This is a genomic window from Enterobacter sp. MGH 16 (genome assembly GCF_000493175.1).
Lineage (GTDB): Bacteria > Pseudomonadota > Gammaproteobacteria > Enterobacterales > Enterobacteriaceae > Enterobacter > Enterobacter roggenkampii.
Window position 1 is genome coordinate 4,581,762 of the sequence record NZ_KI535695.1, and the last position, 26,850, is coordinate 4,608,611.

The following is a 26,850-nucleotide window of genomic DNA, read 5'->3' on the forward strand; positions in this document are numbered from 1 at the left end:
AAATCGCCCTGAATTGATCGATAGCTGTTATTGCCGTGGCAAATCATCCCACGTGCCGGGGGCAAGCTGCGCCTTGATATCGGGATAGCGGGCGGGATCAAAGACCGGCGGAACGCCGAGTTTGCGCTGACGCAGATAGTCTCTGGCAATCAGGGTCACCACGGGCGAGAGCAGCAGGATCGCCGTGAGGTTAGTGATTGCCATCAGCGCCATAATGATATCGGCCAGCTGCCAGACCAGCGGCATACTGAGCAGGGAGCCTGCTACCACCATCAGGATAACCCCCAGACGCAGGGTTCCGATCGCGGCGCGGGAGTCGAGTTTCAGGAAAATAAGGTTATTTTCGGCGTAGAGGTAATTCACCACAATCGAGCTGAAGGCAAACAAGATCAGGATGAGAGAGACAAATCCGGCTCCCCAGCCGCCGGTCAGGGTCACCAGCGCCTGCTGGAGAAGCTGTATCCCGACGGTTCCCGACGCGTGGGGGACGGGGCCTGCCAGCAGCAAAATCATGGCGCTGGCGGAACAGATAATAATGGTATCGGTAAAGACGCCAATCATCTGCACAATGCCTTGTGCGGCCGGGTGTGGCGGCCAGGAAGAGGCGGCGGCTGCCGCATTGGGGGTTGACCCCATACCGGCTTCATTGGAGAACATGCCCCGCTGAAAACCCGCCATCAGCGCCTGGCTGAAGGTGTAGCCCAGCGCGCCGGATGCCACTTCGCGCCAGCCAAAGGCGCTTTTGACGATGGTGGCAAGCACGCCCGGCACCTGGTCGAGATGCAGTGCGGCGACGAACAGGCTCGCGGCAACCCAGAGCAGCGCCATAATGGGTACCAGCCACTGCATCAGGCGAGCGATACCCTTGAGACCGAATGAAATGGTAAGCAGAACGATCGAAGCTAAAGCGAGACCCGCGAGCCACTCGGGGCAGGAGAAGGCATAGCGCATGGCATGGGCGACCGAGTTCGCCTGGACGGTATTAAAAATAAGACCGTACGCGAGCAGTAAAAAAAGCGAGAACAGGACGCCCATCCAGCGCATCCCCAGGCCACGCGCCATGTACCAGGCTGGACCACCGCGAAACTGGCCGCGCTTATCTTTCTCTTTGTAGAGTTGCGCAAGCGAACTTTCGGCAAAGGAGGTGGCCATACCGAGAAGTGCCGTCATCCACATCCAGAAGACCGCGCCTGGCCCACCGGCGCTGATGGCCAGTGCTACCCCCGCCAGATTCCCGCTGCCCAGGCGTGCCGCAAGGCTGGTGCAGAGCGCCTGAAACGACGTTAATCCGCCCGGCTGGGGCGTGACGCTGTTTTTCAGACTTCTGCCAAACTTGCGAATATAGCGAAACTGGATAAACCCACTGCGTAGCGTAAACCAAATACCTGCTCCCAGAAGCAGGTAAATCATTATCGAACCCCAGAGGACTTCGTTAATAAAGAAAAAGAAATCAGGCATTAACGTCCCTCTTGTTGATGCCAACGTGAATATGTAAGCGCTACCACTGATTGGGCATGCTGTTGCTTAGCAGCCTGTTAATATTCTGAGTTTATCATACTCTGCCTAAGCGCACTGTCTGCGGTTGCGCTACCCCTCCGTCGTGTTATCATCAGGGCAGACCGGTTACATCCCCCTAACAAGTAAACCTGTCATTTTTCCGCTGCAGGCATGCTGTCGGTAGCGTGAATTATCCAGGGCACGTTAAAAGAGAAACACTATCATGACGGATAAATTGACCTCCCTTCGTCAGTTCACCACTGTCGTAGCTGACACCGGAGATATCGCGGCAATGAAGCTGTACCAGCCGCAGGATGCCACAACTAACCCTTCTCTGATCCTTAACGCCGCACAGATCCCTGAGTATCGCAAACTGATTGACGAGGCTGTGACCTGGGCTAAAGCGCATAGCAACGACCGCGCGCAGCAGGTTGTGGACGCTACTGATAAACTGGCCGTGAACATCGGTCTGGAGATCCTGAAACTGGTTCCGGGCCGTATCTCTACCGAAGTTGACGCGCGTCTCTCCTACGACACCGAAGCGTCTATCGCGAAAGCAAAACGTCTGATCAAACTGTACAACGATGCGGGCATCAGCAACGATCGTATCCTGATCAAACTGGCTTCTACCTGGCAGGGTATCCGCGCGGCAGAGCAGCTGGAAAAAGAGGGTATCAACTGTAACCTGACCCTGCTGTTCTCCTTCGCGCAGGCGCGTGCATGTGCAGAAGCTGGCGTATACCTGATTTCTCCGTTCGTGGGCCGTATTCTGGACTGGTACAAAGCCAACACCGATAAGAAAGAGTACGCACCGGCTGAAGATCCAGGCGTGATTTCCGTGACTGAAATCTACGAATACTACAAACAGCATGGCTATGAGACTGTGGTTATGGGCGCAAGCTTCCGTAACGTCGGTGAAATCATCGAGCTGGCTGGCTGTGACCGCCTGACCATCGCGCCTGCACTGCTGAAAGAGCTGGCAGAAAGCGAAGGCACCCTGGAGCGTAAACTGTCTTACACCGGTGAAGTGAAAGCACGCCCAGAGCGCATCACTGAATCCGAGTTCCTGTGGCAGCACAACCAGGATCCAATGGCGGTAGACAAGCTGGCGGACGGTATCCGTAAGTTTGCTGTTGACCAGGAAAAACTGGAAAAAATGATCGGCGACCTGCTGTAATCATTCCGCGTGACCGGGCTCCCGGTCACGCGACTGCTTTCGTACCCTGTCTGAATTTCCTCTCTGCGTGTATCATTCCCTTTAATCAGTACTCTTTGAATGGAATGGATATGAATACCTTACGCATCGGCTTAGTGTCGATTTCTGACCGCGCCTCCAGCGGTGTTTACCAGGATAAAGGCATCCCCGCTCTGGAAGCGTGGCTGGCCAGTGCACTGACTACCCCGTTTGAGATCCAGACTCGCCTGATTCCCGACGAACAGCCGATTATCGAGCAGACCCTGTGTGAGCTGGTGGATGAGATGAGCTGTCACCTGGTGTTAACCACCGGCGGAACCGGGCCCGCGCGCCGTGATGTGACGCCGGACGCGACGCTGGCGATTGCCGATCGTGAAATGCCGGGCTTCGGCGAACAGATGCGCCAGATCAGTCTACACTTTGTCCCGACAGCCATTCTTTCCCGCCAGGTAGGGGTGATCCGCAAGCAGGCGTTGATTCTGAACCTGCCGGGCCAGCCGAAGTCGATCAAAGAGACGCTGGAAGGGCTAAAAGCGGAAGACGGCAGTGTCATCGTTCACGGCATCTTTGCAAGTGTACCGTATTGTATACAGCTGCTTGACGGCCCGTATGTCGAAACCGATGAGAAAGTGGTAGCAGCTTTTCGTCCTAAAAACGCGCGTCGCGAAACAATCTCCTGAAATTAATCAATATGTGACATAAGCTGAAGCGGCGATAGCGTGGTAACGGTTTTACGGTATAGTAATTTTTTCTTTACGATTGCTGTAAAAATAAATCCACAATACACGCATAATGGTTCGCTATGTCACATAACACCCGACCTCTGAATCGACAGGACTACAAAACCCTCACGCTCGCGGCCTTAGGCGGTGCGCTGGAGTTTTACGATTTCATTATCTTCGTCTTCTTCGCTGCCGTAGTGGGGGAGCTCTTCTTTCCGGCCGATATACCGGAGTGGCTGCGTCAGGTGCAAACCTTCGGCATTTTTGCTGCCGGGTATCTGGCGCGTCCGCTGGGCGGCATTATCATGGCCCACTTTGGCGATCTGGTCGGGCGTAAAAAGATGTTTACCCTCAGCATCCTGCTGATGGCGGTCCCCACGCTGGCCATTGGTCTGCTGCCCACCTATGCCTCGATGGGCATTCTCGCGCCGTTGCTGCTGTTGCTGATGCGCGTGCTTCAGGGTGCGGCGATTGGCGGTGAAGTGCCGGGCGCGTGGGTGTTTGTCGCAGAGCATGTTCCGGCGCGCCGCATTGGTATCGCCTGTGGAACCTTAACCGCGGGGCTGACCATCGGGATCCTGCTCGGCTCGGTGGTCGCCACCATTGTGAATACCAGCATGACGCAGCAGGCCTTACACGACTGGGGCTGGCGTATTCCGTTCCTGCTGGGTGGGGCGTTCGGCCTGGTGGCGATGTACCTGCGCCGCTGGCTGCAGGAGACACCGATTTTCCTCGAAATGCAGCAGCGTAAAGCGCTGGCGCAGGAGCTGCCGGTGAAGGCGGTTGTGGTACGTCATAAAAAGGCGGTGGTGGTGTCGATGCTGCTCACCTGGCTACTCTCGGCCGGGATTGTGGTGGTGATATTGATGTCTCCGGTGTGGCTGCAAAAGCAGTACGGTTTCGCCCCTGCCGTGACGCTACAGGCGAACAGTATCGCGACAATCATGCTCTGCTTTGGCTGCCTGGCCGCCGGGCTGGCGGCAGATCGTTTCGGGGCCAGCGTTACCTTTATTGTCGGCAGCCTGCTACTGGCCGCATCAAGCTGGGCGTTTTACCATCTGGCAGGCAGCCATCCTGAACAGCTGTTCCTGCTGTACGGCGTGGTAGGGCTGTGCGTGGGCGTTGTCGGCGCGGTGCCGTATGTCATGGTGCGCGCGTTCCCGCCGGAGGTTCGCTTCACTGGGATCTCATTTTCCTACAACGTGTCGTATGCCATTTTCGGTGGGCTGACGCCGATTGCGGTGACGGTCCTGATGGGCGTCTCTCCCATGGCTCCGGCCTGGTACGTGCTGGCGCTGTCGGTGATGGGGCTGGTATTGGGATTTTGGCTTCGTCAGGCGGGGGGATGTCGTGCCCGCGAGGCGGGCACGACAGAGGGATCAGTGTTTTTCACCAATCGGTAGCACGGTGCGGTCAAACTGCTCGTTCAGCACTTCACCCATTGCCAGGTAGATAGCGCTTGCGCCGCAAACCAGACCAATCCAGCCGGCAACGTGAACGATGCCTTCGTTATCCACCAGGTGACCGATTGCCAGCAGGGCAAACAGCACGGTCAGGCTCAGGAAGACGAACTGCAGCATGCGGTTGCCTTTCAGGGTACCGAAGAACATGAACAGGGTGAAGACGCCCCACAGGCCCAGGTAGACGCCCAGGAAGTGGGCGTTTGCCGCGTCTGCCATGCCCATTTTAGGCAGCAGCAGAATGGCGACCAGGGTCAGCCAGAAAGAACCGTAAGAGGTGAAGGCGGTTAAGCCGAAGGTATTGCCTTTCTTATATTCCAGCAGGCCCGCAAAGATTTGCGCGATACCGCCATAAAAAATGCCCATCGCCAGGATGATGCCATCCATCGGGAACATCCCGATATTGTGCAGGTTCAGCAGAATAGTGGTCATGCCAAAACCCATCAGGCCCAGCGGAGCCGGATTAGCCAACTTAGTGTTGCCCATAAGTCCTCAAAAAAATCATCATTAATATGGTGAAATGGTTAAACCCGCGTCAGTTCTCCCTGACGGGGCGCGGCATCATAATGGGCGCAATCGATGGCGTCTATGATCTCATCAGGGTGAAATTAAAATTTTTTTTATGCTTGCCCCTTGATGGATGCCGTCGCGACCCCATCTTGTAGTCAACCGCAGTGTGTGGACCTGAAAAAAATCAAATCTGGGCAGTTGAAAAAGCACGTTCTGCCCTTATTACAGGTACACAACCACATGTTGACTGAATTTTTAGTGGAGACGTTTAGATGGGTAAAATTATTGGTATCGACCTGGGTACTACCAACTCTTGTGTAGCGATTATGGATGGCACTACTGCACGCGTGCTGGAGAACGCCGAGGGCGATCGCACCACGCCTTCTATCATTGCTTATACCCAGGACGGTGAAACTCTGGTTGGTCAGCCGGCTAAACGTCAGGCAGTGACAAACCCGCAAAACACTCTGTTTGCGATTAAACGCCTGATCGGTCGCCGCTTCCAGGACGAAGAAGTTCAGCGTGACGTTTCCATCATGCCTTACAAAATCATCGCGGCAGATAACGGCGATGCATGGCTTGATGTGAAAGGCACCAAAACAGCACCACCGCAGATTTCTGCTGAAGTGCTGAAAAAAATGAAGAAAACCGCAGAAGATTACCTGGGTGAGCCGGTAACTGAAGCTGTTATCACCGTTCCTGCCTACTTCAACGATGCTCAGCGTCAGGCAACCAAAGATGCTGGCCGTATCGCAGGTCTGGAAGTAAAACGTATCATCAACGAACCAACCGCGGCTGCTCTGGCTTACGGTCTGGATAAAGAAGTCGGCAACCGTACTATCGCGGTTTACGACCTGGGTGGTGGTACCTTCGATATCTCTATTATCGAAATCGACGAAGTTGACGGCGAAAAAACCTTCGAAGTTCTGGCAACCAACGGTGATACCCACCTGGGTGGTGAAGACTTCGATACCCGTCTGATCAACTACCTCGTTGACGAGTTCAAGAAAGATCAGGGCATTGACCTGCGTAACGATCCGCTGGCTATGCAGCGCCTGAAAGAAGCCGCTGAGAAAGCGAAGATCGAGCTGTCTTCCGCTCAGCAGACCGACGTGAACCTGCCGTACATCACTGCAGACGCGACCGGTCCTAAACACATGAACATCAAAGTGACCCGTGCGAAACTGGAAAGCCTGGTAGAAGACCTGGTGAACCGTTCTATCGAGCCGCTGAAAGTTGCTCTGCAGGACGCTGGCCTGTCCGTGTCTGATATCAACGACGTTATCCTCGTTGGTGGCCAGACCCGTATGCCAATGGTGCAGAAGAAAGTGGCTGAGTTCTTTGGTAAAGAGCCACGTAAAGACGTTAACCCGGACGAAGCAGTGGCTATCGGTGCTGCGGTTCAGGGTGGCGTACTGACCGGTGAAGTGAAAGACGTACTGCTGCTGGACGTTACCCCGCTGTCTCTGGGTATCGAAACCATGGGCGGTGTGATGACTGCGCTCATCAACAAAAACACCACCATCCCAACCAAGCACAGCCAGGTGTTCTCTACCGCTGAAGACAACCAGTCTGCGGTAACCATCCACGTGCTGCAGGGTGAGCGTAAGCGTGCGGCGGATAATAAATCTCTGGGTCAGTTCAACCTGGACGGTATTAACCCGGCACCGCGCGGCATGCCACAGATCGAAGTCACCTTCGACATCGATGCTGACGGTATCCTGCACGTGTCTGCGAAAGACAAAAACAGCGGTAAAGAGCAGAAGATCACCATCAAGGCATCTTCTGGTCTGAACGAAGCGGAAATCGAAAAAATGGTTCGCGATGCCGAAGCTAACGCGGAATCCGACCGTAAGTTCGAAGAGCTGGTTCAGACCCGCAACCAGGGTGACCATCTGCTGCACAGCACCCGTAAGCAGGTTGAAGAAGCAGGCGATAAACTGCCAGCGGAAGACAAGACTGCTATCGAAGCTGCACTGAGTGCGCTGGAATCCTCACTGAAAGGTGAAGATAAAGCGGACATCGAAGCGAAGATGCAGGAACTGGCACAGGCTTCTCAGAAGCTGATGGAAATCGCTCAGCAGCAGCACGCTCAACAGCAGGCGGGCGCTGACGCTTCGGCGAACAATGCGAAAGACGACGACGTTGTCGACGCTGAGTTCGAAGAAGTTAAAGATAAAAAATAATCGCCCTGATGCAGGGTAATTAATCGGCACGGGCGTAGGAGAACTCTCCACGCCCGTGCTCGCATGTTAAGGGGCTTAAAAAAACCAATGGCAAAGCAAGACTATTACGAGATTTTAGGCGTTCCGAAAACTGCGGAAGAGCGTGAAATCAAAAAGGCGTATAAGCGCCTGGCCATGAAATTCCACCCGGACCGTAATCAGGGTGACAAAGAGGCTGAAGCCAAATTTAAAGAGATCAAAGAAGCCTACGAAGTCCTGACCGATGCACAAAAACGTGCAGCCTATGACCAGTACGGTCACGCAGCCTTTGAACAGGGCGGCATGGGCGGCGGTGGATTCGGTGGCGGCGGCTTTGGCGGCGGTGCCGACTTTAGCGATATCTTTGGCGATGTCTTCGGCGACATCTTCGGCGGTGGGCGTGGTCGTCAGCGCGCGGCGCGCGGCGCGGACCTGCGCTACAACATGGATCTGACGCTGGAAGAGGCCGTTCGCGGTGTTACCAAAGAGATCCGTATTCCGACGCTGGAAGAGTGTGACGTCTGCCACGGCAGCGGCGCGAAAGCGGGTACCCAGCCTCAGACCTGTCCAACCTGTCACGGCTCCGGCCAGGTCCAGATGCGTCAGGGCTTCTTCGCGGTACAGCAGGCCTGTCCGCACTGTCACGGTCGCGGTACGCTGATTAAAGATCCGTGCACCAAATGCCACGGCCACGGTCGCGTTGAGAAAACCAAGACCCTGTCCGTTAAAATCCCGGCTGGCGTGGATACGGGCGACCGCATCCGTCTGGCGGGTGAGGGTGAAGCTGGCGAACACGGCGCACCGGCAGGCGATCTGTACGTTCAGGTGCAGGTGAAACAGCACGCTATCTTCGAGCGCGAAGGGAACAACCTGTACTGTGAAGTGCCGATCAACTTCGCGATGGCTGCTCTCGGCGGCGAAATCGAAGTGCCGACGCTGGATGGTCGCGTCAATCTGAAGATCCCGGGCGAGACCCAGACCGGTAAGCTGTTCCGCATGCGCGGGAAAGGCGTTAAATCCGTTCGCGGTGGTGCGCAGGGCGACCTGCTGTGCCGCGTCGTCGTGGAAACGCCGGTTGGCCTGAACGATAAGCAGAAACAGCTGCTGAAAGAGTTGCAGGAAAGCTTTGGTGGTCCGACGGGTGAGAAAAACAGCCCGCGTTCCAAAAGCTTCTTCGATGGCGTCAAAAAATTCTTCGATGATTTGACCCGCTAATCCGTTAGCTGGTTTTTATCTTCAAAAAGCCCGGAAGCGATTCCGGGCTTTTTTTATTTACGGTTATTGCTCGGTAAAAGTGAATCTATACTCAATATTAATCTGTTTTTGCCGAGCTATTTGGCTTGGTATTATGGTTTTATCGAGGTATTGTTGTAAAAGAGAGAACTTAAATGAAATTACTACACCGTTTCTTTAGCGGTGAGGCGTCCGGTGGCGTGCTCCTGATTATTGCCGCAGCGGCCGCGATGGTGCTGGCTAATCTTGGCATCACGCGGGATCTCTATCATGCATTTCTGGAAACGCCCGTTGAGCTGAAGGTCGGGGCGCTGGAAATTAACAAGAACATGCTGCTGTGGATCAACGATGCGCTGATGGCGGTGTTCTTCCTGCTGGTGGGGCTTGAAGTTAAGCGTGAGCTGGTTCTGGGCTCGCTTGCCAGCCGCCAGCGCGCGGCGTTCCCGGTCATTGCCGCGCTCGGTGGGATGGTGGTGCCGGCGCTGCTCTTCCTGGCGTTCACCTGGCAGGATCCGGTTGCACGTCACGGCTGGGCGATCCCGGCCGCGACGGATATCGCTTTTGCGCTCGGGGTGCTGGCCTTGCTGGGAAGCCGCGTGCCGGTTGCGCTGAAAATCTTCCTGATGGCGCTGGCGATCATCGATGATCTTGGCGCCATTGTGATTATCGCGCTGTTCTACACCAGCGATCTGTCGATCCTGTCTCTGAGCGTGGCTGCCGGAGCGATTGCGGTGCTGGCGCTGCTGAACATCTTTAACGTGCGCCGCATCGGTATCTACATCCTCGTGGGGATGGTGCTGTGGACGGCGGTGCTGAAATCCGGCGTGCACGCCACGCTGGCTGGGGTGATCGTCGGCTTCTTCGTGCCGCTTAAGCCGCAGGACGGCAAGTCGCCGGCCAAACAGCTGGAGCATGTGCTGCACCCGTGGGTCGCCTTTATGATCCTGCCCCTGTTTGCGTTTGCCAATGCCGGGGTTTCGCTGGGCGGCGTGACGCTGGACGGGCTGACGTCCGTGCTGCCGCTGGGCATTATTGCCGGTCTGTTTATCGGTAAGCCGCTGGGTATTAGCCTCTTTTGCTGGCTGGCGACGAAACTGAAGCTGGCGTCATTGCCGCACGGCACCACGTTTAAGCAGATTATGGCCGTCGGCGTGCTGTGTGGAATAGGGTTTACGATGTCGATCTTTATCTCGACGCTGGCATTTGGCGCGCATGCGCCTGAGCTGATCGTCTGGGCGAAACTCGGCATTCTCATCGGGTCATTACTGGCCGCCGTAATTGGTTATACCTTGTTGAAGGTGAAATTGTCCGGACAGGCCGTCCAGGCATAACGGAACACCGGGAGGAGGCGATCCTTCTCCCGAAACACACTCAAGGAGCGAAGACGCGATGTCTCATTTGAATTACAACCATCTTTACTACTTCTGGCACGTCTACAGACAGGGCTCGGTGGTCGGGGCAGCAGAGGCGCTCTACCTGACGCCGCAAACCATCACCGGGCAAATCAAGGCGCTGGAAGAACGTTTGCAGGGCAAGCTGTTCAAGCGTAAGGGGCGCGGGATTGAACCCAGCGAGCTGGGTGAGTTGGTTTTCCGCTACGCGGACAAAATGTTTACCCTTAGCCAGGAGATGCTGGATATCGTCAACTACCGCAAAGAGTCGAACCTGCTCTTTGATGTTGGCGTGGCGGATGCGCTGTCCAAACGGCTGGTGAGCGGCGTGCTGGATGCGGCGGTGGTCGAAGACGAGCAAATCCACCTGCGCTGCTTTGAATCTACCCACGAGATGCTGCTGGAACAGCTGAGCCAGCACAAGCTGGATATGATTATCTCGGATTGTCCGATCGACTCGACGCAGCAGGAAGGGCTGTTCTCGGTGAAAATTGGGGAATGCGGCGTGAGCTTCTGGTGCATTAATCCGCCGCCGGAGAAACCCTTCCCGGCCTGCCTGGAAGAGCGTCGACTGCTGGTGCCGGGAAGGCGTTCCATGCTGGGGCGCAAGCTCCTGAACTGGTTTAACTCGCAGGGGCTGAACGTGGAAATCCTCGGCGAATTTGACGATGCGGCGCTGATGAAAGCCTTTGGTGAAGCCCACAACGCCATCTTCGTTGCGCCGACGCTCTACGCGCACGATCTCTATTCGGACGACAAGATTACGGAGATAGGCAGAGTGGATAACGTGATGGAGGAGTATCACGCCATCTTTGCTGAAAGGATGATTCAGCATCCGGCGGTACAGCGAATCTGTAACCGTGACTACTCGGCGCTGTTTACGCCACCGGCAATCTGAAGATATAAAAAAACCCGCGTTAAGCGGGTTCTTTTAAAACAAGCAACAACAAGCGGCGATTAAGCCAGTTTGTTGATCTGCGCGGTCAGGTTTGCTTTATGACGCGCTGCTTTGTTTTTGTGGATCAGACCTTTAGCAGCCTGACGATCCACGATTGGTTGCATTTCGTTAAATGCGTTCTGCGCAGCAGCTTTGTCGCCAGCTTCGATAGCTGCGTATACTTTCTTGATGAAAGTACGCATCATAGAGCGACGGCTTGCATTGTGCTTACGAGCCTTTTCAGACTGAATAGCACGTTTCTTAGCTGATTTGATATTAGCCAAGGTCCAACTCCCAAATATGATCTATGTGGACAATTCAAAGGCCGAGGAATATGCCCTCTATACCTTCTTTTGTCAATGGATTTGTGCAAATAAGCGCCGTTAGTGTGGCGACGCTACGTTACGTAGTGATGGCGCAGGATTCTACCAGCTTGTTGTCCGTGAATACAGCTTTTCGGCATAAAAATCGCAGTTCGCGAGCAGATTTTTTCGCTGCGAAAGGTCAGCCTGATGAAATCATTACGGCTTTCTGTTTTGCACGAACAATCGCCGGTTAACCTTAACCGCTGTACAAGGTATACTTTGGCGATTTTCACTGTTTTGAGCCAGACATGAAGCTGATACGCGGCATACATAATCTCAGCAGAGCCCCGCACGGGTGCGTGCTGACCATTGGTAATTTCGACGGCGTGCATCGTGGTCATCAGGCGCTGTTGCAGGGATTGCGTAAAGAAGGGGAGGCTCGCGGCCTGCCCGTAGTAGTGATGATTTTCGAACCGCAGCCGCTGGAGCTGTTCGCGGGCGACAAATCTCCCGCCCGTCTTACACGCCTGCGCGAGAAGTTGCGCTATCTGGCTGAGTCCGGCGTGGACTATGTATTGTGCGTACGTTTCGATCGCCGCTTTGCCGCGCTGACAGCACAAAATTTCGTCAGCGACCTGCTGGTGAAGCGTCTTGGCGTGCAGTTTCTTGCCGTGGGCGATGATTTCCGCTTTGGCGCTGGTCGTCAGGGTGATTTCTTGCTATTACAGAAGGCTGGTCTGGAGTACGGTTTTGACGTCACCAGCGCGATGACCTTCTGTGAAGGCGGCGTGCGCGTCAGCAGCACGGCAGTGCGGCAGGCGCTGGCCAACGATGAACTGGATACGGCAGAAAACCTGCTGGGACATCCGTTCACCATCTCTGGTCGCGTGGTCCATGGCGATGCGCTGGGCCGCACGATAGGTTTCCCGACGGCGAATATACCGCTGCGTCGTCAGGTTTCCCCGGTTAAAGGGGTCTATGCGGTAGAAGTGGCAGGACTGGGCGATAAGCCGTTCTACGGCGTCGCCAATATTGGCACGCGTCCGACCGTTGCCGGTGTGCGTCAACAGCTAGAAGTGCACCTGCTGGACGTTGTAATGGACCTGTATGGTCGCCATATAGATGTGATACTGCGTAAAAAAATACGCAACGAGCAGCGATTTGGTTCGCTGGATGAACTCAAAGCGCAAATTGCGCGAGATGAATTAACAGCCCGCGAGTTTTTTGGGCTTTGAACCCGGCTTAACTGCCTACGTGATAAATACGGAACCGAGAATCTGATGAGTGACTATAAATCAACCCTGAATTTGCCGGAAACAGGGTTCCCGATGCGCGGCGATCTCGCCAAGCGTGAACCGGGAATGCTGGCGCGTTGGACCGATGATGACCTGTACGGCATCATTCGTGCAGCCAAAAAAGGCAAAAAAACCTTCATTCTGCATGATGGCCCTCCCTATGCGAATGGCAGCATTCATATTGGTCACTCTGTAAACAAGATTCTGAAAGACATTATCGTGAAGTCCAAAGGACTCGCGGGATATGACTCGCCTTACGTTCCGGGCTGGGACTGCCACGGCCTGCCAATCGAGCTGAAAGTTGAGCAGGAATTTGGCAAGCCTGGTGAGAAATTCACCGCCGCTGAGTTCCGTGCGAAGTGCCGCGAATACGCAGCCACCCAGGTTGACGGTCAGCGCGCTGACTTCATCCGTCTGGGCGTACTGGGCGACTGGTCGCATCCGTACCTGACCATGGACTTCAAAACCGAAGCCAACATCATCCGTGCGCTGGGCAAAATCATCGGTAACGGCCACCTTCACAAAGGCGCGAAGCCGGTGCACTGGTGCGTGGACTGCCGTTCTGCGCTGGCAGAAGCGGAAGTGGAGTATTACGACAAAACCTCTCCGTCTATCGACGTGGCGTTCCACGCCGTCGATCAGGATGCGGTGAAAGCCAAATTTGGCGTATCGTCCGTTAACGGCCCGATCTCGCTGGTGATCTGGACCACCACCCCGTGGACCCTGCCAGCCAACCGTGCGATCTCCCTGTCCGGCGAGTTCGAATACGCGCTGGTGCAGATTGACGGCCAGGCGGTTATCCTGGCGAAAGATCTGGTTGAAAGCGTGCTCAAGCGCGCGAATATCGCCGACTACACCGTGCTGGGTACCGTAAAAGGCGACGCGCTGGAGCTGATGCGCTTCAAACACCCGTTCCTGGACTTCGACGTTCCGGCGATCCTGGGCGACCACGTGACGCTGGACGCGGGTACCGGTGCGGTACATACCGCCGGTGGCCACGGTCCTGACGACTACAACATCAGCCTGAAGTACGGTCTTGAAATCGCTAACCCGGTGGGGCCGGACGGCTCCTACCTGCCTGGCACCTATCCGGCGCTGGACGGCATCAACGTCTTCAAAGCGAACGACATTATCGTTGACATGCTGCGCACCAGCGGCGCGCTGCTGCACGTTGAGAAAATGCAGCACAGCTATCCGTGCTGCTGGCGTCACAAGACGCCAATCATCTTCCGTGCGACCCCGCAGTGGTTCGTCAGCATGGATCAGAAAGGCCTGCGCGAGCAGTCTCTGAAAGAGATCAAAGGCGTGCAGTGGATCCCGGACTGGGGCCAGGCGCGTATCGAATCCATGGTGGCTAACCGTCCTGACTGGTGTATCTCCCGTCAGCGTACCTGGGGCGTGCCGATGTCGCTGTTCGTGCATAAAGAGACGCATGAGCTGCACCCGAACACCCTCGAACTGATGGAAGAAGTGGCGAAGCGCGTCGAAGTTGACGGCATCCAGGCGTGGTGGGATCTCGACGCCCGTGACATCCTGGGCGCTGATGCTGACAACTACGAGAAAGTGCCGGATACCCTGGACGTATGGTTCGATTCCGGGTCTACCCACTCCTCCGTGGTTGACGTGCGTCCGGAGTTTGCCGGTCACGCTGCCGATATGTATCTGGAAGGGTCTGACCAACACCGCGGCTGGTTCATGTCATCTCTGATGATCTCTACCGCCATGAAGGGTAAAGCGCCTTACCGTCAGGTACTGACTCACGGCTTCACCGTGGATGGTCAGGGCCGTAAGATGTCTAAATCTATCGGTAATACCGTTTCTCCGCAGGATGTGATGAACAAGCTGGGCGCAGACATTCTGCGTCTGTGGGTGGCGTCGACCGACTACACCGGCGAAATGGCGGTGTCTGACGAGATCCTGAAACGCGCTGCCGACAGCTATCGTCGTATCCGTAACACCGCGCGCTTCCTGCTGGCGAACCTGAACGGGTTTGATCCGGCAAAAGACATGGTGAAACCGGAAGAGATGGTGGTGCTGGACCGCTGGGCGGTAGGCTGCGCGAAAGCGGCGCAGGAAGATATCCTGAAGGCCTATGAGTCTTATGACTTCCACGAAGTGGTGCAGCGCCTGATGCGCTTCTGCTCCATCGAGATGGGCTCGTTCTACCTCGACATCATCAAAGACCGCCAGTACACCGCGAAAGCGGACAGCGTGGCGCGTCGCAGCTGCCAGACCGCGCTGTTCCATATCGCAGAAGCGCTGGTACGCTGGATGGCGCCGATCATGTCCTTCACCGCGGATGAAATCTGGGGTTACCTGCCGGGCGATCGTGAGAAGTACGTCTTCACGGGCGAGTGGTACGAAGGTCTGTTCGATCTCTCCAGCACCGAAGCGATGAACGATGCCTTCTGGGACGAGCTGCTGAAAGTGCGTGGCGAAGTGAACAAGGTTATCGAGCAGGCGCGTGCTGACAAGAAAGTCGGCGGCTCTCTGGAAGCGGCGGTGACCCTGTACGCGGAGCCAGAGCTGGCGGCGAAGCTGACGGCGCTGGGCGATGAATTACGATTTGTCCTGTTGACCTCCGGTGCGAAAGTTGCGGATTATGCCGAGGCTTCTGCTGATGCTCAGCAGAGCGAACTGCTCAAAGGACTGAAAGTCGCGCTGAGCAAAGCCGACGGTGAGAAATGCCCGCGTTGCTGGCATTACACCACCGATGTCGGCCAGGTGGCGGAACACGCAGACATCTGCGGACGCTGTGTAAGCAACGTCGCCGGTGACGGCGAAAAACGTAAGTTTGCCTGATGAGTAAAACTCTCTGTTCAACAGGACTGCGCTGGCTGTGGCTGGTTGTGGTGGTGCTGATTATCGATCTGGGCAGCAAGTTCCTGATCCTCCAGAATTTCGCTCTGGGGGAGACGGTGCCGCTGTTCCCGTCGCTTAACCTGCACTACGCGCGCAACTACGGTGCGGCGTTCAGTTTCCTTGCCGACAGCGGTGGCTGGCAGCGCTGGTTCTTTGCGGGTATCGCTCTCGGTATCTGCGTGATCCTGGCGGTGCTGATGTACCGCTCGAAGGCAACGCAAAAGCTGAATAACATCGCCTACGCGCTGATCATTGGCGGCGCGCTGGGCAACCTGTTTGATCGCCTGTGGCACGGCTTTGTGGTCGATATGATCGACTTCTACGTCGGCGACTGGCACTTCGCGACCTTTAACCTCGCCGATAGCGCCATTTGCATCGGTGCGGCGTTAATCGTGCTGGAAGGCTTCTTGCCTAAACCCGCTGCGAAAGAGCAGGCGTAAGCATCAATGCCGGGTGGCGCTACGCTTACCCGGCCTACCGAATTTGTGGCTTCCCGTAGGCCCGGTAAGCGTAGCGCCACCGGGCAACAGGTGACCCAAAACAAGCGAGCAATTTGCATGTCTAAATCCGTACAGAGCAACAGCGCGGTTCTCGTTCACTTTACGCTGAAGCTGGATGACGGCTCCACGGCCGAATCCACCCGCAACAACGGCAAACCGGCCCTGTTTCGTCTTGGCGATACCTCCCTGTCTGAAGGTCTTGAGCAGCAGCTTCTGGGTCTGAAAGAGGGTGAGAAAAAAGCCTTTTCGCTGGAGCCGGATGCCGCGTTTGGCGTGCCAAGCCCGGATCTGATCCAGTACTTCTCCCGTCGTGAGTTTATGGACGCGGGTGAACCGGAGATCGGGGCAATTATGCTCTTTACCGCTATGGACGGCAGCGAAATGCCTGGCGTGATCCGCGAAATCAACGGCGACTCGATTACCGTTGACTTCAACCATCCGCTTGCCGGGCGCACTGTCCATTTTGATATTGAAGTGCTGGAGATCGATCCGGCACTGGAGGCCTGAGATGCAGATCCTGTTGGCTAACCCGCGCGGCTTTTGCGCCGGTGTAGACCGCGCTATCAGCATTGTTGAAAACGCGCTGGAAATTTACGGCGCGCCGATTTATGTGCGTCACGAAGTGGTGCATAACCGCTACGTGGTCGACAGCCTGCGCGAGCGCGGCGCCATCTTTATTGAGCAAATCAGCGAAGTGCCGGACGGTGCGATCCTGATCTTCTCCGCGCACGGCGTCTCTCAGGCGGTACGGAACGAAGCGAAAAGCCGCGATTTGACCGTGTTCGATGCCACCTGCCCATTAGTCACGAAAGTGCATATGGAAGTGGCGCGCGCCAGCCGCCGTGGTGAAGAGTCGATCCTGATTGGCCATGCTGGCCACCCGGAAGTCGAGGGCACCATGGGCCAGTACAGCAACCCTGAAGGGGGTATGTATCTGGTGGAGTCGCCGGAAGATGTCCTGACGCTGAACGTGAAAAACGAAGCGCGCCTGTCGTTTATGACCCAGACCACGCTCTCCGTCGACGATACCTCAGACGTGATTGACGCCCTGCGTCAGCGCTTCCCGAAAATCGTCGGGCCGCGCAAGGATGACATCTGCTACGCCACCACCAATCGTCAGGAAGCGGTGCGCGCGCTGGCTGAACAGGCGGACGTGGTGCTGGTTGTCGGCTCTAAAAACTCCTCTAACTCCAACCGTCTGGCCGAACTGGCGCAGCGTATGGGGAAAGCGGCGTTTTTAATCGACGACGCGACGGACATCCAGGAAGCGTGGGTAAAAAATGCGACCTGCGTTGGCGTTACCGCAGGCGCTTCCGCGCCGGATATCCTGGTGCAGAACGTGATTGCTCGTCTGCAGGAGCTGGGCGGCGGCGAAGCGGTGCCGCTGGAAGGACGTGAAGAGAACATTGTTTTCGAAGTGCCGAAAGAACTGAGAATCGACGCCCGCGAAGTCGAATAGTCCCTTTTCTGATGAAAGGCCAGCACCTCCTGTGCTGGCCTTTTTTTTACCCGTTACTTTATCGTGACGACAAAATCATGTCTTTTACTGATATTTAAGTCGGTTTCACGTTAAATTCTAATTATTGGTGTTTTCAGTTGGCAGTGCTCAGAAAGGCTGGTTAATCTGAAAACGGTTTACATCATTTTAACGTAAGAGAATAACTATGCATGATGCACAGATCCGTGTCGCCATTGCGGGCGCGGGTGGACGTATGGGCCGTCAGCTGATTCAGGCGGCACTTCAGATGGATGGCGTAGCACTTGGCGCGGCGCTAGAGCGTGACGGTTCATCACTTCTGGGTACCGATGCTGGTGAGCTGGCGGGCGCGGGAAAGACCGGCGTCACCGTACAAAGCAGCCTGGAGGCGGTTAAAGAGGACTTCGATGTCTTCATCGATTTTACCCGCCCGGAAGGGACGCTCACGCATCTGGCATTTTGCCGCCAGCACGGCAAGGGGATGGTGATCGGCACCACCGGTTTTGACGATGCGGGCAAGCAGGCTATCCAGGATGCATCCAAAGAGATTGCGATTGTCTTCGCCGCAAACTTTAGCGTGGGGGTTAATGTCATGCTGAAGCTGCTGGAGAAGGCCGCGAAGGTAATGGGCAACTACACCGATATTGAGATTGTTGAAGCTCACCACCGCTATAAGGTTGATGCGCCATCCGGCACGGCGCTGGCGATGGGCGAAGCGATTGCTCATGTACTTAATAAAGATTTAAAAGACTGTGCGGTCTATGCCCGCGAAGGCCACACCGGGGAACGCGTGCCAGGCACCATTGGTTTCGCAACCGTCCGGGCGGGTGACATCGTCGGCGAACATACCGCGATGTTCGCCGATATTGGCGAGCGCGTCGAAATTACGCATAAAGCGTCCAGCCGAATGACGTTTGCCAATGGTGCCGTTCGGTCCGCTTTGTGGCTGAAAGAGAAAAAAAATGGTCTTTTTGATATGAGAGATGTGCTGGATCTCAACAATTTGTAAGCATTATTACCCATCGTGATGTGGTTATTGCAGTCGTAATCATTTGATTGCATAGGGCAATAATTTATTGCCCTTTTATTTTATCTGTTTCGTGCTCATTTTGTTTTTTTAGCCTTGAAAGTATAGTTATTCCCCTTGATTTTCGTTACTGAAATGTAAATTTTGACCATTTGGTCCACTTTTTGATGCTGTGCTGACTCATTTTTCATTAAACCCGGTGCGCAAGCGTTTTCCGCAGTGATTTACCTGATCTTTTTGTCGCTTAAGCTTCACTCAACTCGTCAGATACGCAAAAGACTAAACAAAATGTCGGTTTTAAGTTGACTTTTACCCACCAAATCTCCAGAATGCCGCCGTTTGCCAAAAATCCGCTGGCAACACATTTGCATTGATCCATGACATGGTTATGAATTAATATGCAAATAAAGTGAGTGAATATTCTCTGGAGGGTGTTTTGATTAAGTCAGCGCTATTGGTTCTGGAAGACGGAACCCAGTTTATCGGTCGGGCCATAGGGGCAACGGGTTCGGCGGTTGGGGAAGTCGTTTTCAATACTTCAATGACCGGTTATCAAGAAATCCTCACTGATCCTTCCTATTCTCGCCAAATCGTTACTCTTACTTATCCTCATATCGGCAATGTCGGCACCAATGCGGCTGACGAAGAATCCTCTCAGGTACATGCGCAAGGCCTTGTCATTCGTGACCTGCCGCTGATTGCCAGCAACTTCCGCAACACTGAAGATCTCTCTTCTTACCTGAAGCGCCATAACATCGTGGCGATTGCCGATATCGATACCCGTAAGTTAACGCGTCTGCTGCGCGAGAAGGGTGCACAGAACGGCTGCATCATCGCAGGTGATAACCTCGATGCGACGCTGGCGCTGGAAAAAGCGAAAGCTTTCCCGGGCCTGAACGGCATGGACCTGGCGAAAGAAGTGACTACCGCTGAAGCCTACAGCTGGACTCAGGGTAGCTGGACGCTGGAAGGCGACCTGCCGGAAGCGAAAAAAGAGAGCGAGCTGCCGTTCCACGTGGTGGCCTACGATTTTGGCGCCAAGCGCAACATCCTGCGCATGCTGGTTGACCGCGGCTGCCGCCTGACGGTAGTGCCTGCACAAACGTCTGCCGAAGACGTATTGAAGATGAATCCGGACGGTATTTTCCTGTCCAACGGTCCTGGTGACCCGGCGCCGTGCGATTACGCCATCGCCGCCATCAAGTCCTTCCTGGAAACCGATATCCCGGTATTCGGCATCTGCCTCGGCCATCAGCTGCTGGCGCTGGCGAGCGGTGCGAACACCGTCAAGATGAAGTTCGGCCACCACGGTGGTAATCACCCGGTGAAAGACATCGATAACAACACGGTGATGATCACCGCGCAAAACCACGGCTTTGCCGTCGATGAAGCCTCAATGCCGGCTAACCTGCGCGTGACCCATAAGTCGCTGTTCGATGGCACCCTGCAGGGGATTCATCGCACCGATAAGCCAGCGTTCAGCTTCCAGGGCCACCCGGAAGCGAGCCCAGGCCCACACGACGCCGCGCCGCTGTTCGATCACTTCATCGAACTTATCGAGCAATACCGTAAGACCGCTAAATAATCAGGAGCCGAGAAGACAATGCCAAAACGTACAGACATAAAAAGCATCCTGATCCTTGGCGCTGGCCCGATCGTCATCGGCCAGGCCTGCGAATTCGACTACTCCGGCGCGCAGGCGTGTAAAGCCCTGCGTGAAGAGGGTTACCGCGTTATCCTGGTGAACTCTAACCCGGCGACCATCATGACCGATCCGGAAATGGCTGATGCCACCTACATCGAGCCGATTCACTGGGAAGTGGTGCGTAAAATTATCGAGAAAGAGCGTCCGGACGCGGTGCTGCCAACCATGGGCGGCCAGACGGCGCTGAACTGTGCGCTGGAGCTGGAGCGTCAGGGCGTGCTGGCCGAATTTGGCGTCACCATGATTGGTGCGACCGCCGACGCGATTGATAAAGCGGAAGACCGTCGCCGCTTCGACGTGGCGATGAAGAAAATCGGCCTCGACACCGCGCGCTCCGGTATCGCACACAACATGGAAGAGGCGCTGGCCGTTGCGGCTGAGGTGGGCTATCCGTGCATCATCCGTCCATCGTTCACCATGGGCGGCACCGGCGGCGGTATTGCCTACAACCGCGAAGAGTTCGAAGAGATTTGCGAACGCGGCCTGGATCTTTCCCCAACCAAAGAGCTGCTGATTGATGAATCGCTGATTGGCTGGAAAGAGTACGAGATGGAAGTGGTGCGTGATAAAAACGACAACTGCATCATCGTCTGCTCCATCGAAAACTTCGATGCGATGGGTATCCACACCGGCGACTCCATCACCGTTGCGCCAGCCCAGACGCTGACCGACAAAGAGTATCAAATCATGCGTAACGCCTCGATGGCGGTACTGCGTGAAATCGGCGTGGAAACCGGCGGTTCTAACGTACAGTTCTCCGTAAACCCGAAAACCGGCCGTCTGATTGTTATCGAAATGAACCCGCGCGTGTCCCGTTCCTCCGCGCTGGCCTCTAAAGCGACCGGCTTCCCGATTGCGAAAGTGGCGGCGAAACTGGCGGTGGGTTATACCCTCGACGAGCTGATGAACGACATCACCGGTGGCCGCACCCCTGCGTCCTTCGAGCCGTCCATCGACTACGTTGTGACCAAAATTCCACGCTTCAACTTCGAGAAATTTGCCGGCGCCAACGACCGTCTGACCACCCAGATGAAATCCGTCGGTGAAGTGATGGCGATTGGCCGCACGCAGCAGGAATCCCTGCAGAAAGCGCTGCGCGGCCTCGAAGTGGGCGCGACCGGCTTTGACCCGAAAGTGAGCCTGGACGACCCTGAAGCGCTGACCAAAATCCGCCGCGAGCTGAAAGACGCGGGTGCGGAGCGCATCTGGTACATCGCCGATGCCTTCCGTGCCGGCCTGTCCGTCGACGGCGTGTTCAACCTGACCAACATCGACCGCTGGTTCCTGGTACAAATTGAAGAGCTGGTGCGTTTGGAAGAGAAAGTGGCCGAGCTGGGCATCAACGGCCTGGATGCAGACTTCCTGCGCATGCTGAAGCGTAAAGGCTTCGCCGACGCGCGCCTGGCTAAGCTGGCGGGAGTGCGCGAAGCGGAGATCCGCAAGCTGCGCGACCAGTATGACCTGCACCCGGTCTACAAGCGCGTGGACACCTGTGCGGCAGAGTTCTCAACCGACACCGCCTACATGTACTCCACCTATGAAGACGAGTGCGAAGCGAATCCGTCAGTTGACCGCGACAAGATTATGGTGCTGGGCGGCGGTCCAAACCGTATCGGCCAGGGCATCGAGTTCGACTACTGCTGCGTACACGCCTCGCTGGCGCTGCGTGAAGACGGTTACGAGACCATCATGGTCAACTGTAACCCGGAAACCGTCTCCACCGACTACGACACCTCTGACCGCCTCTACTTCGAGCCGGTGACGCTGGAAGATGTGCTGGAAATCGTGCGCATCGAGAAGCCAAAAGGCGTTATCGTGCAGTACGGTGGCCAGACGCCGCTGAAGCTGGCGCGCGCGCTGGAAGCGGCAGGCGTACCGGTTATCGGGACCAGCCCGGATGCGATTGACCGCGCGGAAGACCGCGAGCGTTTCCAGCAGGCGGTTGACCGTCTGAAGCTGAAACAGCCGGCGAACGCCACGGTGACGGCCATCGAACAGGCCGTAGAGAAGGCGAAAGAGATTGGCTACCCGCTGGTGGTGCGTCCTTCCTACGTCCTGGGCGGCCGCGCGATGGAAATCGTCTACGACGAAGCCGACCTGCGCCGCTACTTCCAGACGGCGGTGAGCGTCTCCAACGATGCACCAGTGCTGCTCGACCGCTTCCTCGACGATGCGGTAGAAGTGGACGTTGACGCCATCTGCGACGGCGAAATGGTGCTGATTGGCGGCATCATGGAGCATATCGAGCAGGCGGGTGTACACTCCGGCGACTCCGCCTGTTCTCTGCCAGCGTACACCCTGAGCCAGGAGATTCAGGACGTGATGCGCCAGCAGGTGCAGAAGCTGGCCTTCGAGCTGCAGGTTCGCGGCCTGATGAACGTCCAGTTCGCGGTGAAAGATAACGAAGTCTACCTGATTGAAGTCAACCCGCGTGCGGCACGTACCGTACCGTTCGTCTCTAAAGCCACCGGTATTCCGCTGGCGAAAGTGGCGGCGCGCGTGATGGCAGGCCAGACGCTGGCACAGCAGGGCGTGACCAAAGAGATCATTCCACCGTACTACTCGGTGAAAGAAGTGGTGCTGCCGTTCAACAAATTCCCGGGCGTTGACCCGCTGTTAGGGCCAGAAATGCGCTCAACCGGGGAAGTGATGGGCGTGGGCCGTACCTTCGCAGAAGCGTTTGCCAAGGCGCAGCTGGGCAGCAGCTCTACCATGAGAAAATCGGGCCGTGCGCTGCTCTCCGTTCGCGAAGGCGATAAAGAGCGCGTGGTTGACCTTGCGGCCAAGCTGCTGAAGCAGGGCTTTGAGCTGGACGCGACCCACGGTACGGCAATTGTGTTGGGCGAAGCGGGTATCAACCCGCGTCTGGTGAACAAGGTGCATGAAGGTCGTCCGCACATTCAGGATCGTATCAAGAATGGCGAATACACCTACATCATCAACACCACCGCAGGCCGCCAGGCGATTGAAGACTCCAAGCTGATTCGCCGCAGCGCGCTGCAGTACAAAGTGCACTACGACACCACCCTGAACGGCGGTTTCGCAACGGCCATGGCGCTGAATGCGGATGCTACCGAGAAGGTGATTTCGGTTCAGGAAATGCACGCGCAGATTAGCAAGTAAGTAAAAATGCCCGGTGCCGTTCGGTTGCCGGGCATTCACCCCATCTTCAGAACCTTCTGGTTTTTTATCTTCTTTCAGTAAGTTAGCCTAAAATTGTTAGGTCGATAACGAAATTCAACTGAGAGCAGGGGAAAACACCATGCAAAATAAATTACTGATCGCCACCCTTCTTGCCGCCACTGCAACGTTTACCGTCGCGGGCTGTTCCTCTAACCAGGCAGTGAAAACCACCGATGGCAAAACCATTGTCACCGACGGAAAACCACAGGTCGATGACGATACCGGTCTGGTGTCGTATAAAAATGCGGAAACGGGTCAGACCGAGCAGATCAACCGCGATCAGGTGAAATCAATGGGCGAGCTGGATAACTAATAAAAAAAGCCGTGGCGTTTGCCACGGCTTTTAGTCTTTCAGGAACGATTACCAGCGGTGGTTCAGCAGGATATGACCGCCATAAGCAGCATAGCTGTTCTCACCCCACTCGCCGCTGGCGCGCAGGGAGAGCGTCGTGGTTTCGTTCAGGTTGCCGGTGACGCCCAGCTCTAACTGACCGCGATCTTCCGGCGTATCGTTGCTGACGGTCTCGCCGTTAAACGCCAGATCGTTCTGACCTGCGCCTTTCAGCCAGTTCACGGCAACGTACGGCTGCCAGGCTTTCACGTCTTTCTGTTCGAAGTAGCTTGATTTGACGCCCAGACGACCAAACAGACCGTCGTTGTCCAGCGTGGTAATCCGCACGCCGTCGCGATCGGTATGGTTTTCCTGATCCAGATAGCTGTAGATAACCTGCGCCTGAGGTTCGATTTTCCAGGTGCGTTCATTTTCTGAATCAATCACCCATGCATGGCCCACTTCGACGGATGCCGCGAAGCCCTCACTGTTGTAATCTTCATCATTACGGTTGCTGGTCACTTTATTGTTGTACCAGCTATAGGCGGCCCAGGTATCAACGTAGCTGCCCAGACGCAGCTTCTGATCATCCTGCCAGGTTGCATACAGGCCGACGTTAAAGCCATCCACTTTGCCCTGCGCATCACGTACGTTGTGTTTTGCATCAGAGTGGGTCTTCGCCTGGCCTGCCCCGAACATGCCACCCGCACGCAGGATGCCGTTGTCCATTGGCTTACTCATGAAGTCGCTGCCTACCTGAAGGACAGTGGTGGTGGTGTCATAGCTGACTTTGTCACCGCCCGCATTGTTTTCATGGTAGCGGCCTTTGACGTACATCCAGGTGTTGAGATCTTCCTCGTTACGGAAGGTGATCTGATCGCGATCGTCACGCTTGTGCAGGAACATGCTCTGCGCGGCAAGGTAGTTACCTAAGTAAGCGCCGACCTCAGGAGCCATGACTTCGGGACCGCTATTGCTGCCGTTGTCGGTGTTACCACCGTTGTCAGTGTTACTGCCGTTGTCGGTGTTACTGCCGTTGTCGGTGTTACTGCCATTGTCGGTATTACCGCCGTTGTCGGTATTACCACCGTTGTCGGTATTACCACCGTTGTCGGTATCGTCTGCCGGAATGTCTGATGGCGTTGCCTTCGATTCCAGATACCAGTTTCCGTCGCCGTGCTGATAAAGATTATACTCATACGCACCCGCAACAACCGGTTTTGCCAGGGTGAGCTGAGCTTCTGAACTGCCGCCAACTCTGACAATTTCCATCCCGTTTACGGTTTGCGCGCCCAGCCCCCCCATGTTGCTGACGCTGACCCCGGATTGGCCAAAGCTGCTCCCGGTGATGGTGAGATGGTCGGTTGGTGCATTATCCTCACCGAGCGTACTGTTTAACACGATCTGGCTGCCCGCGGAGCCGGTATAGTCGCCGTTAATGGTGAAATTGTTGCCAACGCTGTTATTGGCGGCGCTGAGCAACAGTTTGCCGCCATTAGTCACGTTGCCGTTGATAGTATCAACGCCGGCAGCGCTGAGCGTGGCGTTACCCTGGACTGCATTCCATGCCGCCAGCGTACCGCCCGCCAGAACATGAATGTTATTGTTCACTTCACCTGCAGTAGCAAACGTAGCGCCATTTTCAATGGTGACGGTGGCGTTACTGTTCTTTACGCCGAGCGTAGCACCATTAGCGACCAGGGTGGTGCCGCCGTGCAGAACAGTATCGCCCGTGTAGCTGTTCTTGCCGGTGAGGGTCAGGGTGTGTGAATCTACTTTCTCAACCTTGCCGCTACCGGTCATATCGGTGGCGAAAGTGGAATTGTTGCCCTGATTAAATATTACCGTACCGTTGTTTTTCAGACCGCCACTGAGCGAAGCTGTTTTTTGGCCATTGCCTAATTGTAGAGAGGCATCTTTAGTAACCAGCGTATTGCCGCTATTAGAGACGGTTCCCGCCAGCGTTAAATCACCGCTGTTAACCTGAAGGGAATCGCCAGAACCGATCACGTCGAGATCACCCGTCAGCGTCCAGCTTTCACCCTCCATTTTGACAGAGGCAAAACCGTCTCCCTTATTCAGGCCAACAAAATTGCTGTCTTCTATTCCGGCACCAACCAGCGTGAGGCTATTTCCCGTTGAGCCGGTAGAGATCACATCACCGTTGAGCGAGGAGCCGGTATTGAGTACCAGCGTATTATTTTTATTACTGGCAAAGGAGATTGCCGTATTGCCGCCACCGATTGAACCACTGTTTATGATGTCGACTTTAGCGGTATTCGTTACGTTGATTCCGTGCTGAAGGCCCTCTACGGTACCCGTGTTCGTGAGCTTAATATTGCCATCGCTCAGGGTAATACCGTCAACTTCTGTACCCTTGATGGTGCCAGCGTTATGAATGGCAACACCTACTTCAGCATTAAGACCTGATTTGCCTTTAATAAGACCGGTAGCGGTATTGGAAATACTGACAGCAGATGAGTTTTTACTGACGAAAACACCATTTTCAGCCGCAGTAATATTCCCTTTGTTAATCAGGTCCCCTTGCATGGTATCAATATTAACACCTGTCGCTGAAGTAGAGGAAATTGTCGCCCCTTCCTCGTTATTCACTACTAAACGTTGTGCTCCAGTGCTAATATCAAGTCCATTCCCGTAACCAGAAATATTTCCCATATTTTCAACGTTTGAAACATCAATCCCATTGACCGACACGGCAGCTTCATTCCCGGAAGAGGTTATCGTAACGTCTTTATTAATGACGTATTCAGCGTCGGTGGAGAAGTTTTGTGGAATTGAGGTTGATTGGTCAATCGTGCTGGCAAAAGCGACGGCGGGGGTGAATAACAATAGGGCAGGAAAGAGACTTCCCAGAGTTTTAGTCGTTTTATTAAGTCTGAAATGTTTATTGCTCATTTACACATCCATTTGAATTAGAAAGGCGCGATACGACGTATTAAAATCACGTCAGTATGCGGAGAAAAAGAATGAGCTCGCTACAAAGAGCGTAAAATTA

General features: G+C 55.3%; 20 protein-coding genes and 1 pseudogene. 17 read left to right on the forward strand and 4 right to left on the reverse strand.

What is annotated here, in order from left to right; all coding sequences use genetic code 11:
* Positions 1-27: 27 nt before the first annotated feature.
* Positions 28-1,458: an alanine/glycine:cation symporter family protein gene (locus L362_RS01540; RefSeq protein ID WP_021240561.1), complete on the reverse strand. Its 1,431-nt coding sequence runs from the start codon at positions 1,456-1,458 to the stop codon at positions 28-30.
* A 262-nt stretch (positions 1,459-1,720) separates the two neighbouring features.
* Between L362_RS01540 and tal the strand changes: the two genes are divergently transcribed.
* The 3 genes from tal to L362_RS01525 all read left to right on the forward strand — a co-directional run bounded on the left by tal (position 1,721) and on the right by L362_RS01525 (position 4,817).
* Complete coding sequence (gene tal / locus L362_RS01535; protein WP_023345409.1) at positions 1,721-2,674, forward strand: transaldolase; 954 nt, start codon at positions 1,721-1,723, stop codon at positions 2,672-2,674.
* 110 nt (positions 2,675-2,784) lie between these two features.
* Positions 2,785-3,372: a molybdopterin adenylyltransferase gene (gene mog / locus L362_RS01530; protein ID WP_008502044.1), complete on the forward strand. Its 588-nt coding sequence runs from the start codon at positions 2,785-2,787 to the stop codon at positions 3,370-3,372.
* A gap of 122 nt (positions 3,373-3,494) precedes the next feature.
* Positions 3,495-4,817 (forward strand): MFS transporter, encoded by a 1,323-nt coding sequence (locus tag L362_RS01525; protein WP_023345410.1) that lies wholly within the window; start codon positions 3,495-3,497, stop codon positions 4,815-4,817.
* Here the strand turns inward: L362_RS01525 and satP are convergent.
* Positions 4,794-5,360, reverse strand: coding sequence for an acetate uptake transporter (gene satP / locus L362_RS01520; RefSeq protein ID WP_008502042.1), 567 nt, complete (start codon positions 5,358-5,360; stop codon positions 4,794-4,796). The genes L362_RS01525 and satP overlap by 24 nt on opposite strands.
* 296 nt (positions 5,361-5,656) lie before the next feature.
* Here satP and dnaK point away from each other — a divergent pair, with 296 nt between their 5' ends.
* From dnaK to nhaR, 4 genes are all read left to right on the forward strand, one after another.
* Positions 5,657-7,570: a molecular chaperone DnaK gene (gene dnaK, locus L362_RS01515; protein WP_008502041.1), complete on the forward strand. Its 1,914-nt coding sequence runs from the start codon at positions 5,657-5,659 to the stop codon at positions 7,568-7,570.
* Positions 7,571-7,657: 87 nt separating this feature from the next.
* Positions 7,658-8,803 (forward strand): molecular chaperone DnaJ, encoded by a 1,146-nt coding sequence (gene dnaJ / locus L362_RS01510; RefSeq protein ID WP_008502040.1) that lies wholly within the window; start codon positions 7,658-7,660, stop codon positions 8,801-8,803.
* A 173-nt stretch (positions 8,804-8,976) separates the two neighbouring features.
* Positions 8,977-10,152 (forward strand): Na+/H+ antiporter NhaA, encoded by a 1,176-nt coding sequence (gene nhaA, locus L362_RS01505; protein WP_023345411.1) that lies wholly within the window; start codon positions 8,977-8,979, stop codon positions 10,150-10,152.
* Between the two features lie 58 nt (positions 10,153-10,210).
* On the forward strand, positions 10,211-11,110 hold the full coding sequence (gene nhaR / locus L362_RS01500; protein ID WP_008502038.1) for a transcriptional activator NhaR: 900 nt from the start codon (positions 10,211-10,213) through the stop codon (positions 11,108-11,110).
* Positions 11,111-11,169: 59 nt separating this feature from the next.
* Here nhaR and rpsT read toward each other — a convergent pair whose 3' ends face one another.
* Complete coding sequence (rpsT, locus tag L362_RS01495; protein ID WP_008502037.1) at positions 11,170-11,433, reverse strand: 30S ribosomal protein S20; 264 nt, start codon at positions 11,431-11,433, stop codon at positions 11,170-11,172.
* Positions 11,434-11,548: 115 nt separating this feature from the next.
* Here rpsT and L362_RS25000 point away from each other — a divergent pair.
* The 10 genes and pseudogenes from L362_RS25000 to L362_RS01450 form a co-directional block, all read left to right on the forward strand.
* Positions 11,549-11,755 (forward strand): annotated as a pseudogene (locus tag L362_RS25000) (DUF2575 domain-containing protein); the annotation flags it as partial.
* Positions 11,756-11,762: 7 nt separating this feature from the next.
* The gene (gene ribF / locus L362_RS01490) at positions 11,763-12,689 is read left to right on the forward strand and encodes a bifunctional riboflavin kinase/FAD synthetase (protein ID WP_021240557.1); all 927 of its coding nucleotides are present in this window, start codon (positions 11,763-11,765) and stop codon (positions 12,687-12,689) included.
* A gap of 45 nt (positions 12,690-12,734) precedes the next feature.
* Positions 12,735-15,551, forward strand: a complete 2,817-nt coding sequence (gene ileS, locus L362_RS01485) for an isoleucine--tRNA ligase (protein WP_023326675.1) — start codon at positions 12,735-12,737, stop codon at positions 15,549-15,551.
* Entirely contained in the window at positions 15,551-16,051 is a 501-nt protein-coding gene (lspA, locus tag L362_RS01480; protein WP_008502034.1) for a signal peptidase II, read from the forward strand. The genes ileS and lspA overlap by 1 nt, the downstream gene beginning before the upstream one ends.
* Positions 16,052-16,168: 117 nt before the next feature.
* Complete coding sequence (fkpB, locus tag L362_RS01475; RefSeq protein ID WP_023345412.1) at positions 16,169-16,618, forward strand: FKBP-type peptidyl-prolyl cis-trans isomerase; 450 nt, start codon at positions 16,169-16,171, stop codon at positions 16,616-16,618.
* 1 nt (position 16,619) lies between these two features.
* Positions 16,620-17,570 carry a 4-hydroxy-3-methylbut-2-enyl diphosphate reductase gene (gene ispH, locus L362_RS01470; protein WP_023345413.1) on the forward strand — a complete coding sequence of 317 codons (951 nt, stop codon included), beginning with the start codon at positions 16,620-16,622 and terminating at the stop codon, positions 17,568-17,570.
* A 205-nt stretch (positions 17,571-17,775) separates the two neighbouring features.
* Positions 17,776-18,597 carry a 4-hydroxy-tetrahydrodipicolinate reductase gene (gene dapB / locus L362_RS01465; RefSeq protein WP_023345414.1) on the forward strand — a complete coding sequence of 274 codons (822 nt, stop codon included), beginning with the start codon at positions 17,776-17,778 and terminating at the stop codon, positions 18,595-18,597.
* 454 nt (positions 18,598-19,051) lie between these two features.
* On the forward strand, positions 19,052-20,200 hold the full coding sequence (gene carA, locus L362_RS01460; protein ID WP_010427050.1) for a glutamine-hydrolyzing carbamoyl-phosphate synthase small subunit: 1,149 nt from the start codon (positions 19,052-19,054) through the stop codon (positions 20,198-20,200).
* 18 nt (positions 20,201-20,218) lie between these two features.
* Positions 20,219-23,443, forward strand: coding sequence for a carbamoyl-phosphate synthase large subunit (gene carB / locus L362_RS01455; protein WP_008502028.1), 3,225 nt, complete (start codon positions 20,219-20,221; stop codon positions 23,441-23,443).
* 139 nt (positions 23,444-23,582) lie between these two features.
* Entirely contained in the window at positions 23,583-23,816 is a 234-nt protein-coding gene (locus L362_RS01450; RefSeq protein ID WP_021240552.1) for a YgdI/YgdR family lipoprotein, read from the forward strand.
* Positions 23,817-23,864: 48 nt separating this feature from the next.
* Here the strand turns inward: L362_RS01450 and L362_RS01445 are convergent, their stop codons facing one another.
* Entirely contained in the window at positions 23,865-26,750 is a 2,886-nt protein-coding gene (locus tag L362_RS01445; protein WP_023345415.1) for an autotransporter family protein, read from the reverse strand.
* Positions 26,751-26,850 lie beyond the last annotated feature (100 nt).

Coding starts and splice junctions, on each gene's coding strand:
- lspA (WP_008502034.1), top strand. CDS start 15,551: ATGAGTAAAACTCTCTGTTCAACAGGACTGCGCTGGCTGTGGCTGGTT.
- L362_RS01450 (WP_021240552.1), top strand. CDS start 23,583: ATGCAAAATAAATTACTGATCGCCACCCTTCTTGCCGCCACTGCAACG.
- ribF (WP_021240557.1), top strand. CDS start 11,763: ATGAAGCTGATACGCGGCATACATAATCTCAGCAGAGCCCCGCACGGG.
- dnaJ (WP_008502040.1), top strand. CDS start 7,658: ATGGCAAAGCAAGACTATTACGAGATTTTAGGCGTTCCGAAAACTGCG.
- L362_RS01525 (WP_023345410.1), top strand. CDS start 3,495: ATGTCACATAACACCCGACCTCTGAATCGACAGGACTACAAAACCCTC.
- ileS (WP_023326675.1), top strand. CDS start 12,735: ATGAGTGACTATAAATCAACCCTGAATTTGCCGGAAACAGGGTTCCCG.
- L362_RS01445 (WP_023345415.1), bottom strand. CDS start 26,750: ATGAGCAATAAACATTTCAGACTTAATAAAACGACTAAAACTCTGGGA.
- L362_RS01540 (WP_021240561.1), bottom strand. CDS start 1,458: ATGCCTGATTTCTTTTTCTTTATTAACGAAGTCCTCTGGGGTTCGATA.
- ispH (WP_023345413.1), top strand. CDS start 16,620: ATGCAGATCCTGTTGGCTAACCCGCGCGGCTTTTGCGCCGGTGTAGAC.
- nhaA (WP_023345411.1), top strand. CDS start 8,977: ATGAAATTACTACACCGTTTCTTTAGCGGTGAGGCGTCCGGTGGCGTG.
- carB (WP_008502028.1), top strand. CDS start 20,219: ATGCCAAAACGTACAGACATAAAAAGCATCCTGATCCTTGGCGCTGGC.
- satP (WP_008502042.1), bottom strand. CDS start 5,360: ATGGGCAACACTAAGTTGGCTAATCCGGCTCCGCTGGGCCTGATGGGT.
- dapB (WP_023345414.1), top strand. CDS start 17,776: ATGCATGATGCACAGATCCGTGTCGCCATTGCGGGCGCGGGTGGACGT.
- mog (WP_008502044.1), top strand. CDS start 2,785: ATGAATACCTTACGCATCGGCTTAGTGTCGATTTCTGACCGCGCCTCC.
- nhaR (WP_008502038.1), top strand. CDS start 10,211: ATGTCTCATTTGAATTACAACCATCTTTACTACTTCTGGCACGTCTAC.
- dnaK (WP_008502041.1), top strand. CDS start 5,657: ATGGGTAAAATTATTGGTATCGACCTGGGTACTACCAACTCTTGTGTA.
- fkpB (WP_023345412.1), top strand. CDS start 16,169: ATGTCTAAATCCGTACAGAGCAACAGCGCGGTTCTCGTTCACTTTACG.
- tal (WP_023345409.1), top strand. CDS start 1,721: ATGACGGATAAATTGACCTCCCTTCGTCAGTTCACCACTGTCGTAGCT.